Annotated in this window: 9 protein-coding genes and 1 tRNA gene; all 10 read right to left on the bottom strand. The window is 62.9% G+C overall.

What is annotated here, in order from left to right; genetic code table 11:
• Positions 1 to 69 precede the first annotated feature (69 nt).
• Complete coding sequence (gene rpoC, locus ACH196_RS16140) at positions 70 to 4,266, bottom strand: DNA-directed RNA polymerase subunit beta' (protein WP_396647930.1); 4,197 nt, start codon at positions 4,264 to 4,266, stop codon at positions 70 to 72.
• 180 nt (positions 4,267 to 4,446) lie between these two features.
• Entirely contained in the window at positions 4,447 to 8,586 is a 4,140-nt protein-coding gene (gene rpoB, locus ACH196_RS16135; protein ID WP_396647929.1) for a DNA-directed RNA polymerase subunit beta, read from the bottom strand.
• Positions 8,587 to 8,784: 198 nt separating this feature from the next.
• Entirely contained in the window at positions 8,785 to 9,165 is a 381-nt protein-coding gene (gene rplL / locus ACH196_RS16130; protein ID WP_396647928.1) for a 50S ribosomal protein L7/L12, read from the bottom strand.
• A 57-nt stretch (positions 9,166 to 9,222) separates the two neighbouring features.
• Positions 9,223 to 9,741, bottom strand: coding sequence for a 50S ribosomal protein L10 (rplJ, locus tag ACH196_RS16125; RefSeq protein ID WP_396647927.1), 519 nt, complete (start codon positions 9,739 to 9,741; stop codon positions 9,223 to 9,225).
• 371 nt (positions 9,742 to 10,112) lie between these two features.
• Positions 10,113 to 10,811 (bottom strand): 50S ribosomal protein L1, encoded by a 699-nt coding sequence (rplA, locus tag ACH196_RS16120; RefSeq protein ID WP_396647926.1) that lies wholly within the window; start codon positions 10,809 to 10,811, stop codon positions 10,113 to 10,115.
• Positions 10,812 to 10,815: 4 nt separating this feature from the next.
• Positions 10,816 to 11,244, bottom strand: coding sequence for a 50S ribosomal protein L11 (gene rplK, locus ACH196_RS16115; RefSeq protein WP_396647925.1), 429 nt, complete (start codon positions 11,242 to 11,244; stop codon positions 10,816 to 10,818).
• A 153-nt stretch (positions 11,245 to 11,397) separates the two neighbouring features.
• Positions 11,398 to 11,937 (bottom strand): transcription termination/antitermination protein NusG, encoded by a 540-nt coding sequence (nusG, locus tag ACH196_RS16110; protein WP_349008518.1) that lies wholly within the window; start codon positions 11,935 to 11,937, stop codon positions 11,398 to 11,400.
• Positions 11,938 to 11,962: 25 nt separating this feature from the next.
• On the bottom strand, positions 11,963 to 12,166 hold the full coding sequence (gene secE / locus ACH196_RS16105) for a preprotein translocase subunit SecE (RefSeq protein ID WP_396647924.1): 204 nt from the start codon (positions 12,164 to 12,166) through the stop codon (positions 11,963 to 11,965).
• Positions 12,167 to 12,462: 296 nt separating this feature from the next.
• Positions 12,463 to 12,538 (bottom strand) — tRNA-Trp (locus ACH196_RS16100).
• A gap of 177 nt (positions 12,539 to 12,715) precedes the next feature.
• Positions 12,716 to 13,243, bottom strand: coding sequence for a hypothetical protein (locus ACH196_RS16095; protein WP_396647923.1), 528 nt, complete (start codon positions 13,241 to 13,243; stop codon positions 12,716 to 12,718).
• Positions 13,244 to 13,251: the final 8 nt, after the last annotated feature.

The following is a 13,251-nucleotide window of genomic DNA, read 5'->3' as shown; positions in this document are numbered from 1 at the left end:
CAGACCCTGAAAACTGAAAGGCTGCCGGGTTGCCCCGACGGCCTTTCAGTTTCGATAACCGCGCTGCGCCTACTCGGCGGCGTTGGTCATTTCCGTCAGCATCGGCGTCGCGACTTCCGCGCCCGAGGCCTTGCGGCGCTCGTCGAGGATGAGTTCGTCGCGCGAGGTGGCGATGCGCCGGATCTGGCTCATCGTGCCGCCGGTGCCGGCCGGGATCAGGCGGCCGACGATGACGTTTTCCTTCAGGCCCTGCAGCGTGTCGACCTTGCCGGCGACGGCCGCCTCGGTCAGCACGCGGGTAGTCTCCTGGAAGGAGGCCGCCGAGATGAAGGACGGCGTCTGCAGCGAGGCCTTGGTGATGCCGAGCAGCACCGGCTGGCCTTCCGCAGGCTTCTTGCCTTCCTCGATCAAGCGCTCGTTGATCTCGTCCAGTTCGATCGAGTCGACATGATCGCCCGGGATGTAGGTCGAGTCGCCCTGGGCGGTGATCTCGATCTTCTGCAGCATCTGGCGGACGATCACCTCGATATGCTTGTCGTTGATCGACACGCCCTGCAACCGGTAGACTTCCTGGATCTCGTTGACGAGGTAGGAGGCCAGAGCCTCCACGCCCTTGATCGCCAGGATGTCGTGCGGCGCCGGGTTGCCGTCCATGACGTAGTCGCCCTTCTCGATGGCGTCGCCGTCCTGGAGATGGAACGGCTTGCCCTTCGGGATGAGGTACTCAACCGGCTCCAGCGTCGAATCATGCGGCTCGATGATGATCCGGCGCTTGTTCTTGTAGTCGCGCCCGAAGCGGATCGTACCGTCGATCTCGGCGATGATGGCGTGATCCTTCGGACGGCGCGCCTCGAACAGCTCGGCCACCCGCGGCAGACCGCCGGTGATGTCCTTGGTCTTGGCTGACTCCATCGGGATACGGGCCAGAACGTCGCCAGGCCGCACCATCGAACCCGGCTCGACCGAGAGGATGGCCTCAACCGAGAGCAGGAAACGGGCGTCGCCGCCCTTCGACAGCTTGCCGACCTTGCCCTTGGCGTCGAGGATCGCGATCGCCGGCTTCAAGTCCGAACCGCGCGGCGTCGAGCGCCAGTCGATGACCTCGCGCTTGGTGATGCCGGTCGATTCGTCGGCCGTCTCCTGGACGGAGATGCCGTCGACCAGATCCTCGTACTGCACGCGGCCCTCGATTTCGGTCAGCACCGGGCGGGTATAAGGATCCCACTCGGCCACACGCTGGCCGCGCTTCACCTTGTCGCCTTCGTCCACGAACAGACGCGAGCCGTAGGTGATGCGGTGCGTGGCGCGTTCCTTGCCGGCCTCGTCGAGGATCAGCACCGCCATGTTGCGGCCCATGGCCATCAACTGGCCTTCGGAGTTGCGCACCACGTTGCGGTTGCGGATCTGCACCGTGCCCTCGTACGAGGCTTCGATGAAGGAGCTGTCGACCACTTGCGCCGTGCCGCCCATGTGGAAGGTGCGCATGGTGAGCTGCGTGCCCGGCTCGCCGATCGACTGCGCCGCAATGACGCCGACGGCCTCGCCGATGTTGACCGGCGTGCCGCGTGCAAGGTCGCGTCCGTAGCAGACCGCGCAAACGCCGACCTTGACCTCGCAGGTCAGTGCCGAGCGGATACGGATCGACTGGATGCCGGCCTTCTCGATCATCTCGATGTCGCGCTCGTCCATCAGCCGGCCGGCCTTGACGATCAGATCGCCGGAGACCGGATGGTTGATGTCGTCGAGCGCCGTGCGGCCGAGAATACGCTGGCCGAGCGTCGCGACCACCTGGCCGGCGTCGACGATCGGCTGCATGGTGAGCCCCTTGTCGGTGCCGCAGTCGGTGGCGTTGACGATGCAATCCTGGGCCACGTCGACCAGACGCCGCGTCAGGTAACCGGAGTTCGCGGTCTTCAACGCGGTGTCCGCGAGGCCCTTGCGGGCGCCGTGGGTCGAGTTGAAGTATTCGAGAACGGTCAGGCCTTCCTTGAAGTTCGAGATGATCGGCGTCTCGATGATCTCGCCAGACGGCTTGGCCATCAGGCCGCGCATGCCGGCAAGCTGGCGCATCTGGGTCGGCGACCCGCGCGCGCCGGAGTGGCTCATCATGTAGATCGAGTTCATCGGCTTCTGGCGGCCATTGTCGTTGAACTCGACCGCACGGATGCGGCCCATCATCTCCTCGGCGACCTTTTCCGAGCACTTCGCCCAGGCGTCGACGACCTTGTTGTACTTCTCGCCCTGGGTGATCAGGCCGTCATTGTACTGCTGCTCGTATTCCTTCGCGAGCGCCTCGGTCTTGGCGACCAGGTCGGCCTTCGTATCCGGAATGACCATGTCGTCCTTGCCGAACGAAATGCCGGCGCGGCAGGCATGGGCGAACCCGAGCTGCATGATGCGGTCGCAGAAAATGACCGTCTCCTTCTGGCCGCAGTGGCGGTAGACGGTGTCGATCATCTTGGAGATGTTCTTCTTGGTCATCTCCTGGTTGGCCGTCTCATAGGGGACGTTGACGTTCTTCGGCAGAAGTTCGCCGATGATCATGCGGCCGGGCGTCGTGTCATAGATCTTCGACACGACCTTGCCGTCCTTGTCGACGGTCTTGAAGCGGCCCTTGATCTTGGCGTGCAGCGTCACCGCCCTGGTCTCCAGCGCGTGCTGCAGCTCGCCCATGTCGGCGAACACCATCCCCTCGCCCGGCTCGTTCTGGTTGACGATCGAGAGATAGTAGAGGCCGAGAACCATGTCCTGCGACGGCACGATGATCGGCGCGCCGGAGGCCGGGTGCAGGATGTTGTTGGTCGACATCATCAGCACGCGGGCTTCAAGCTGCGCTTCAAGCGACAGCGGCACGTGGACCGCCATCTGGTCGCCGTCGAAGTCGGCGTTGAAGGCCGTGCAGACCAGCGGGTGAAGCTGGATCGCCTTGCCTTCGATCAGGGTCGGCTCGAAAGCCTGGATGCCGAGGCGGTGCAGCGTCGGTGCGCGGTTGAGCAGAACCGGATGCTCGCGAATGACCTCGTCGAGGATATCCCAGACTTCCGGCTTCTCCTTCTCGACCAGCTTCTTCGCCTGCTTGACGGTCGAGGAGTAACCCTTGGCGTCGAGGCGGGCGTAGATGAAGGGCTTGAACAGCTCCAGCGCCATCTTCTTCGGCAAGCCGCACTGGTGCAGCTTCAGTTCCGGACCGGTCACGATGACCGAGCGGCCGGAATAGTCGACGCGCTTGCCGAGCAGGTTCTGTCGGAACCGGCCCTGCTTGCCCTTCAGCATGTCGCTGAGCGACTTCAGCGGACGCTTGTTGGCGCCGGTGATGACGCGGCCGCGGCGGCCGTTGTCGAACAGCGCGTCGACGGCCTCCTGCAGCATGCGCTTCTCGTTGCGGATGATGATGCCCGGCGCGCGCAACTCGATCAGCCGCTTCAGGCGGTTGTTGCGGTTGATGACGCGGCGGTAGAGGTCATTGAGGTCCGATGTCGCGAAGCGGCCGCCGTCCAGCGGCACCAGCGGACGCAGGTCCGGCGGGATCACCGGGATGACCTTCATGATCATCCACTCCGGACGGTTGCCGGATTCCAGGAAATTCTCGACCACCTTCAGGCGCTTCAGCAGCTTCTTCTGCTTGAGTTCGGAGGTTGTCGAGGCAAGGTCGGTCCTGAGCTCGCCCGCGATGGAATCGAGCTTCATCTCGGCCAGCAGCGCATGGATTGCCTCTGCGCCGATCATGGCAGTGAAGGAATCCTCGCCATATTCGTCGACCGCGATCATGTACTCTTCTTCCGAGAGGAGTTGGTGCTCCTTCAGCGCCGTCAGGCCGGGTTCGGTGACGATGTAGTTCTCGAAATAGAGGACGCGCTCGATGTCCTTCAGCGTCATGTCGAGCAGCGTGCCGATGCGCGACGGAAGGGACTTCAGGAACCAGATGTGGGCGACAGGAGCGGCCAGCTCGATGTGCCCCATACGCTCACGGCGCACGCGCGACAGCGTGACTTCCACGCCGCACTTCTCGCAGATGACACCCTTGTACTTCATGCGCTTGTACTTGCCGCACAGGCACTCGTAGTCCTTGATCGGGCCGAAGATGCGCGCGCAGAACAGGCCGTCACGCTCGGGCTTGAACGTGCGGTAGTTGATCGTCTCCGGCTTCTTGATCTCGCCGAACGACCAGGACAGGATCTTATCAGGGCTGGCGAGCGATATCCGGATGGAATCGAACACCTGGGCCGGGACGTTGTTGTTGAAGAGATTCATGACCTCTTGGTTCATGCCGTTCTCCTTCTCGGGACCGAGATCCCTTTAAAAAATCGTGCGGGCTTATCCGCCCCATCTGATCCGCTCGAACGCCGCCGCCACGCGCGCGCAATCGGACAATCCTTCGCGGCCGGGCCTCCGGCCGTCTTGTCAGAACGCCGCGGAACCCGGTGGCCCCGCGGCGAAACCGTTTTTCTACTCGGCCGCGTCGCGCATGCGCGGCACCGGCATGTCTTCGATCGCCGTGTTCTCGAGCTCGACGTTAAGGCCGAGTGAACGCATCTCCTTGACGAGAACGTTGAAGCTCTCGGGGATGCCCGCCTCAAAACTGTCGTCGCCACGGACGATCGCCTCGTAGACCTTTGTGCGGCCGGCCACGTCGTCCGACTTCACGGTCAGCATCTCCTGCAGCGTGTAGGCGGCGCCATAGGCTTCCAGCGCCCACACCTCCATCTCGCCGAAGCGCTGGCCCCCGAACTGCGCCTTGCCGCCCAGCGGCTGCTGGGTGACCAGCGAGTACGGGCCGATCGAACGCGCGTGGATCTTGTCGTCCACCAGATGGTGAAGCTTGAGCATATATATGTAGCCCATCGTCACCTTGCGATCGAATGCCTCTCCGGTGCGCCCGTCGTAGAGCGTCGACTGGCCGCTCGAATGCAGACCTGCCTGTTCGAGCATCTCGTTGATGTGGGCCTCGTGCGCGCCGTCGAAGACCGGCGTCGCGATCGAGACGCCGCGTTTCATCTGCTCGCCCAGCCGCACGATCGACTCGTCGTCGAAGCGACGCACCGGCTCGTTGCGGTCGTTGTCCGGGATGATCTGCTCGATCGTCTGGCGCAGCGGCTCGATGTTGCCGCCAGACTTGTAGGCTTCGAGGAGGTCGCCGATCTTGCGGCCCATTCCGGCGCAGGCCCAGCCGAGATGCGTCTCGAGGATCTGCCCGACATTCATGCGGCTCGGCACGCCGAGCGGGTTGAGCACGATATCGGCATGGGTGCCGTCCTCCAGGAACGGCATGTCCTCGACCGGAACGATGCGGCTGACCACGCCCTTATTGCCGTGGCGGCCGGCCATCTTGTCGCCCGGCTGCATCTTGCGCTTCACGGCCACGAATACCTTGACCATCTTCATGACGCCCGGAGGCATTTCGTCGCCGCGCTGCACCTTCTCGACCTTGTCCATGAAGCGCTGTTCGAGCGCCTTCTTGGAGTCGTCATACTGGCCGCGCAGCGCTTCGATCTCGCGCTGAAGCGTCTCGTCCTCGACGGCGAACTGCCACCACTGCGAACGCGGATACTCACTGACCAGTTCCTTCGAAAGGGTGGTGCCCTTCTTGAAACCTTTCGGACCCTGAACGGCATCCCTGCCGACCAGCATGTCGGAAAGGCGCGAATAGACGTTGCGGTCCAAGATGGCCTGTTCGTCGTCGCGGTCCTTGGCGAGACGTTCGATCTCCTCGCGCTCGATCGCCATGGCGCGCTCGTCCTTCTCGACGCCGTGGCGGTTGAACACGCGAACCTCGACGACCGTGCCGTAGGTGCCCGGAGGCATGCGCATGGATGTGTCGCGGACGTCGGACGCCTTCTCGCCGAAGATGGCGCGCAGGAGCTTTTCTTCCGGCGTCATCGGGCTTTCACCCTTCGGCGTGATCTTGCCGACGAGGATGTCGCCCGGCTGCACTTCCGCGCCGATATAGACGATGCCGGCTTCGTCGAGGTTCTTCAGCGCCTCTTCCGAAACGTTCGGAATGTCGCGCGTGATCTCTTCCGGCCCGAGCTTGGTATCGCGGGCCATGACCTCGAACTCCTCGATATGAATCGAGGTGAAGACGTCGTCCGACACGATCTTCTCCGAGAGAAGGATCGAGTCCTCGTAGTTGTAGCCGTTCCACGGCATGAACGCGACGAGCACGTTGCGGCCGAGCGCCAGATCGCCGAGATCGGTCGACGGACCGTCGGCAATGATGTCGCCCTTCTCGATCCGGTCGCCCATGCGCACCAGCGGACGCTGGTTGATGCACGTGTTCTGGTTCGAGCGCTGGAACTTCATCAGCCGATAGATGTCGACGCCCGACTTGCCGGCCTGCAGATCCTCGGTCGCACGGATAACGATACGGGTCGCATCCACCTGGTCGACAATGCCCGTACGGCGGGCGGCAATCGCGGCGCCGGAGTCGCGCGCCACCACCGGCTCCATGCCGGTGCCGACGAACGGAGCCTCGGCCCGCACCAGCGGCACGGCCTGACGCTGCATGTTCGAGCCCATCAGAGCGCGGTTGGCGTCGTCGTTTTCCAGGAACGGGATCAGCGCGGCAGCGACCGACACCATCTGCTTCGGCGACACGTCCATCAGGTCGACGTTCTCGCGCGGCGTCATCATCACCTCGCCGGCATGCCGGCAGATGACGAATTCTTCCGTAAACGAGCCGTTCTTGTCGAGTTCGGCGTTGGCCTGCGCCACATAGTGCTTCGCCTCTTCCATGGCGGAGAGGTAGACCACGTCCAGGGTGACCTTGCCGTCGACGATCTTGCGGTACGGGCTCTCGATGAAACCGTACTTGTTGACGCGGGCAAACGTCGCCAGGCTGTTGATCAGGCCGATGTTCGGGCCTTCCGGCGTCTCGATCGGGCAGATGCGGCCGTAGTGCGTGACGTGAACGTCGCGCACCTCGAAGCCGGCGCGCTCACGGGTCAGGCCGCCCGGTCCAAGCGCCGACAGGCGGCGCTTGTGGGTGATCTCCGACAGCGGATTGGTCTGGTCCATGAACTGCGAGAGCTGCGAGGAGCCGAAGAACTCGCGCACGGCGGCAGCCGCCGGCTTGGCGTTGATCAGGTCCTGCGGCATGACCGTGTCGATCTCGATCGACGACATGCGCTCCTTGATTGCGCGCTCCATGCGCAGCAGGCCGACGCGGTACTGGTTCTCCATGAGTTCGCCGACCGAACGCACCCGGCGGTTGCCGAGATTGTCGATGTCGTCGATCTCACCCTTGCCGTCCCGGAGTTCCACCAGCGTCTTGACGACCGCGATGATGTCCTCCTTGCGCAGCACGCGCACGGTGTCCTCGGCCTTCAGGTCGAGGCGCATGTTCATCTTGACGCGGCCGACGGCCGACAGGTCGTAGCGGTCAGCGTCAAAGAACAGCGAGTTGAACATGGCTTCCGCCGTGTCGATGGTCGGCGGCTCGCCCGGGCGCATGACGCGGTAGATGTCGAACAGCGCGTCCTGGCGGCTCTCGTTCTTGTCGACGGCCAGCGTATTGCGGATGTAGCCGCCGATGTTGATGTGATCGATGTCGAGGATGGCGAATTCTTCCTCGCCGGTCGACAGCAACACCTTCAACGTCTTCTCGTCGATCTCGTCGCCGGCCTCGAGATAGATCTCGCCGGTCTGGTAGTTGACGATGTCCTCGGCGAGGTAGCTGCCGAGGATGTCCTCGTCGGTCGCCTTGATGGCCTTGAGGCCCTTCTCGGCCAACTGCTTGGCCTGACGCGCGGTGATTTTCTTGCCGGCCTCGACGACGATCTCGCCCGAATCCGCATCGACGAGGTCGTTGACCGCCTTCAGGCCGCGGAAACGGTCGACATTGTACGGGATACGCCAATGGTCGCCCGAGCGCTGGTAGGTGATCTTGTTGTAGAAGGTCGACAGGATCTCCTCGCCGTCCATGCCCAGCGCCATCAGCAGGCTCGTCACCGGCAGCTTGCGGCGGCGGTCAATACGGGCGTGCACGACGTCCTTGGAATCGAACTCGATGTCGAGCCACGAACCGCGGTACGGAATGACGCGCGCGGCGAACAGCAGCTTGCCCGACGAGTGGGACTTGCCCTTGTCATGGTCGAAGAAGACGCCCGGCGAACGGTGCATCTGCGAGACGATGACGCGCTCGGTGCCGTTGATGATGAAGGTGCCGTTCAGCGTCATGAGCGGCATGTCGCCCATATACACGTCCTGCTCCTTGATGTCCTTGATCGACTTGGAGCCGGTATCTTCGTCAATATCGAACACGATCAGGCGCAGCGTCACCTTCAGCGGCGCGGCGTAGGTCAGGTCGCGCTGCCGGCACTCGTCCACGTCGAACTTCGGGCCTTCGAACTCGTATTTGACGAATTCGAGCATCGAGGAGCCGGAAAAATCGGAAATCGGGAAGACCGACTTGAAAACGGCCTGCAGCCCCTCGTCCGGACGGCCGCCCTTCGGCTCGTCCACCATGAGGAACTGGTCGTAGGATGCCTTCTGCACCTCGATCAGGTTCGGCATCTCCGCAACCTCGGGGATGTTCCCGAAGAACTTGCGTACGCGCCTGCGGCCATTGAATGTCGCGGTCTGGGCCATCGTCGCTCCTTGCTCGCTTGGGGCGCGTCCAACCGGCACGCCTTGCATATGGGACCCCGGCAGGCCAGGGTCAGTCCTAAAACGGGAGAAAACCCGTTTCCTGAAAGCCGCTCGCGGCCCTCAGGAAAGAGGTTTTCGAACACCCCCAAATACGCGGGGACCGGCGGACGGACGTCCGCCCGCCGGCATCCGCAGTGCTTACTTCAGCTCGACCTTGGCGCCGGCTGCTTCCAACTGGGCCTTGAACTTCTCGGCGTCAGCCTTGTTGACGCCTTCCTTAACCGGCTTCGGAGCAGCTTCGACCAGGTCCTTGGCTTCCTTGAGGCCAAGAGCTGTGATCGCACGCACTTCCTTGATGACGTTGATCTTCTGCGCGCCGGCATCCGTCAGGATGACGTCGAACTCGGTCTTCTCCTCGGCGGGAGCAGCGGCAGCGGCGCCACCACCGACAGCGGCGGCGGCAGCCACCGGCGCGGCGGCGGAAACGCCCCACTTCTCTTCGAGCAGCTTCGACAGTTCGGCGGCCTCGAGGACCGTCAGCTTCGAAAGGTCGTCTACGATTTTGGCGAGATCAGCCATTTTGTTTTTCCTTCAAAAAGTTCGAACACGTGTTGATAAGGATAGCGAGGAACGGCCTCACGCCGCCTCGTCCTTCCGGGCATAAGCGCCGATGACGCGGGCAACGGATGCTGCCGGCGCATTGACGATCTGGGCGATCCGGGTTGCCGGGGCGGCGATGAGCCCCACCAGCTTGCCGCGCAACTCGTCGAGCGACGGAAGCGTGGCAAGAGCCTTCACTCCGTCGGCGTTGAGTGCGGTCGACCCCATCGCGCCGCCGAGAATGATCAGCTTGTCATTCCCCTTGGCGAAATCGGAGGCGACCTTGGGCGCCGCAACCGGATCCTCCGAATAGGCGATCAGCGTCTGTCCCTTGAACAGGTCGATGATACCCTCGGATTCCGTACCCTGAAGAGCGATGCGAGCAAGGCGGTTCTTCGCGACTTTGACGGTGCCGCCGGCAGTCCGCATCTTCGTACGAAGATCGTTCATCTGCGCGACGGTGATACCGGCATAGTGGGCCACGACCACTGAACCGGCGCCCTTGAAGGCGTCGTTCAGGCCCGTGACGAGTTCGCGTTTTTCCGCTCTGTCCACTGCCTATCTCCAGTTGACCTCCGCCCGTTGCCGAAACGGAGATCGGGTTGCCTTTTGCCGCCCGGGTCATCCATATGGACCACCCGAACGACGTTCGAGGATCCTGTCCCCTTTCGTTGCGACGGAGTCTCTCGACGGCCGGCGCGCGGACAAAGGCAAACACGGTTCGAACCTTCCATCGGGGCAAGGAGTGCCCCTTTGTCCGGTCTTCACCCGTCTCATGCAGGCCCATGCGAATTAAGGCTGAGCCGCCCGCAATCTCGGACAGGATAGTCCGGAAGCGATCTTCTGCTTCCGCAGTCCGGGCCGATGGTCAGGCCCGAAATTCGTTGGAAGGCCAGCGCTTTCGCAGCCGGCCTTCTATCAGATCATCAAGCGGCGCTGAGGCTCGCCAGATCGACCTTAAGGCCGGGACCCATGGTAGAGCTCACCGACATCTTCTTCATGTAGACGCCCTTGGCGCCGGCCGGCTTCGCCTTGTTGACAGCGTCGGCCAGTGCGCGAACATTCTCTTCCAGCGCGTTGATCTCGAACGAGACCTTGCCGACGCCGGCATGGATGATGCCCGCCTTCTCGACGCGGAACTCGACAGCGCCACCTTTGGAGGCCTTGACCGCGGCCGCGACGTCCATCGTCACCGTGCCAACCTTCGGGTTCGGCATCATGCCGCGCGGGCCGAGCACCTTGCCGAGACGGCCGACCAGCGGCATCATGTCCGGCGTGGCGATGCAGCGATCGAAGTCGATCGTGCCCTTCTGGACGATCTCGACCAGATCCTCCGCGCCGACGATGTCAGCGCCGGCGGCCTTGGCCTCATCGGCCTTGGCGCCCTTGGCGAAGACGGCGACGCGGACGTTCTTGCCCGTGCCGTTCGGCAGGTTGACCACGCCACGGACCATCTGGTCGGCGTGACGCGGATCGACGCCGAGGTTGAGCGCGACTTCGATGGTCTCGTCGAACTTCACCTTGGAGCGGTCCTTCAGCATCTTGATCGCTTCGGCCAGCGCATACGATTTGTTCGGATCGACGCCCTCGCGGGACTTCTCTACGCGTTTTGCAAGCTTTGCCATCGTCTTAGCCCACCACTTCCAGGCCCATCGAACGGGCGGAGCCTTCGACCATGCGCATGGCGGCTTCGACGTCGTTGGCGTTCAGATCCTTCATCTTGGCGGCGGCGATCTCGCGCACCTTGTCGCGGCTGATCTGGCCGACCTTGGTCTTGCCCGGCTCCTTGGAGCCCGACGAGAGGTTCGCAGCCTTCTTCAGGAAGTAGCTCACCGGAGCCGTCTTCATGACGAAGGTGAAGGACTTGTCGACGTAGTAGGTGATCACGACCGGAACCGGCGACCCCTTCTCCATCTCCTGCGTCTGCGCGTTGAACGCCTTGCAGAATTCCATGATGTTGATGCCACGCTGACCAAGCGCCGGACCGATCGGGGGCGACGGCGTCGCCGATCCCGCCTTGACCTGGAGCTTGAGCTGGCCTGCTACTTTCTTAGCCATCTCTCTACTGCCTTTGTTTCATGCCGGATGTCCGGCGGTTGCAGTCTGGTGGTCCGGAAGCCACGGCCGGCTAAGCCGCTCTTCCTCCCACCGCCTGGCGACAGCGAACCCGCCGTCGCCGTTCCCAGCACCCAGAGGCGCCGGAACCTTCGGTCAGCCCTTCTCGACCTGACCGAATTCGAGATCGACGGGCACGGCGCGCCCGAAGATCGAAACTTCCACCTTGAGCCGAGCCCGCTCCATGTCCACTTCCTGGACGAAGCCGTTGAACGAGGCGAACGGGCCATCGGAGACGCGCACCGCCTCGCCGATCTCGAAGGTGACCGACGGCTTTGGCCGCTCGACGCCCTCCTGGACCTGGTGCAGGATGCGCTCGGCCTCCTTCTCGGTGATGTGCATCGGCTTGGCCGTATGCTTGTCCTCGCCGAGGAAGCCGGTGACGCGCGGCGTGTTCTTGACCAGGCTGATCACCGCGTCGTTGAGCTCGGCCTTCATCAGCACGTAGCCGGGGAAGAATTTGCGCTCCGCGTCGACCTTCTTGCCGCGCCGCACTTCCACGACCTTTTCGGTCGGAACGACGATCTGCTCGATCTTCTCGCTCAGGCCCTTCTGCTTGGCCTTGTTCTCGATGTCCTCCGCGACCTTCTTCTCGAAGTTCGAATAGGCATGGACGATGTACCAGCGCGCCGTCATCAGCAGTTCTCCGTAAACGCCGGTATCAGCGGCCGAGGCCGAGGATCAGGTCGATGCCGAGCGCCATCAACTGGTCGGCGGCAAAGAAGAAGATCATCGCAATGACGGCGAACACCACCACCATGACGGTCGAGATCAGCGTCTCGCGCCGGGAAGGCCACGTCACCTTCGCCGTCTCGGACCTTACCTGCTGGAGGAAGGTAAAAGGATTGGTGGTCTTCGATGCCATCTGCCGCTCTGTCTCGCGAGCTCGATAAGAGCCCTATTCCGTCCCGTTGGCCGGGATTGCCGCTGCAAGGAACCGAAACGCGACCGAATCGTCAGGAGGCGTGTCAACCATGCAATTATGACGCGCAAAGCCGGATGTCCAGCTCCACGCGTCGCGTGTCTGTCGTCACTACATAAAACCGAATCCCGACACTTGCAAGGGCCGAACCGGTCTTACTTCCAAACACCGACGTCGGAACCATCCAATCGTCCCGCTCGTCGGCTATGGCTTACACAGCGCCCTCGTGGCGCCAGAACTGGCAGGGGCAGCAGGGCTCGAACCTGCGACCTGCGGTTTTGGAGACCGCCGCTCTACCAACTGAGCTATACCCCTATTGCGCGCTGCTATTCCACAAAGCGCGCCGGAACTCAAGTGCGGTTTGGAGTGACTCCTCATCGTCAGTGGAGAGCATCAACACCTCGGCATCGACAAACATGCCAGGCAGCGATTCGGAGCCGGGCGACAAATCCCGTGGTCCAGCTCGTCACGCCGCCTGAATTTTAGCAATCCCTAATTCTCAAGATCCAATGTCGTAAAAACACGGCAGTTGTCCGGCGCCGGGAACGCCTTGCAAATACTGCTCTCCGTGATGCTCTCGACGGTTCGGGTGCCGGTCACCAGCCCGGCGGCCCTCAGCGGTGTGACGTCGAGATTGCTTCCAGGTCCGGCTTTCAGGGATTCAAGCAAGGCCGGATCGACGTCCATTTCCTTCAAATATGCCGTCAGCTTGCGTTCGGCAGCCTTATTCATTTTCGGGTTCTTGAGAATAACGCGCAGGATCGCACGATCCGGAACAAGGCGCTTGACGCCTCCGGCGAGCAGCAGCGCGCATTCCGATGCGCAATAGCCACCCGATAGGGCGCGGCCAAGGAAGTCGGAGCCCTTGCCGTCATTCACCTTGCAGTCTTTCTCATCCGGCCGGCAGCCTACGAACCATGTCCTGCCGACCGCGACATCCAGCCCCGCGCGGCGTATTAATCGCCCCAGCGCCATCGCGGCCTCGCGGTCCCCGCCCGACGAGAACACGACGATCGGCAATTTGCGGC

Origin of the sequence: Mesorhizobium sp. IMUNJ 23232, from assembly GCF_044326205.1 — a bacterium.
Classification (GTDB): Bacteria; Pseudomonadota; Alphaproteobacteria; order Rhizobiales; family Rhizobiaceae; genus Kumtagia.
This window is presented reverse-complemented; position numbering and strand designations above follow the sequence as displayed.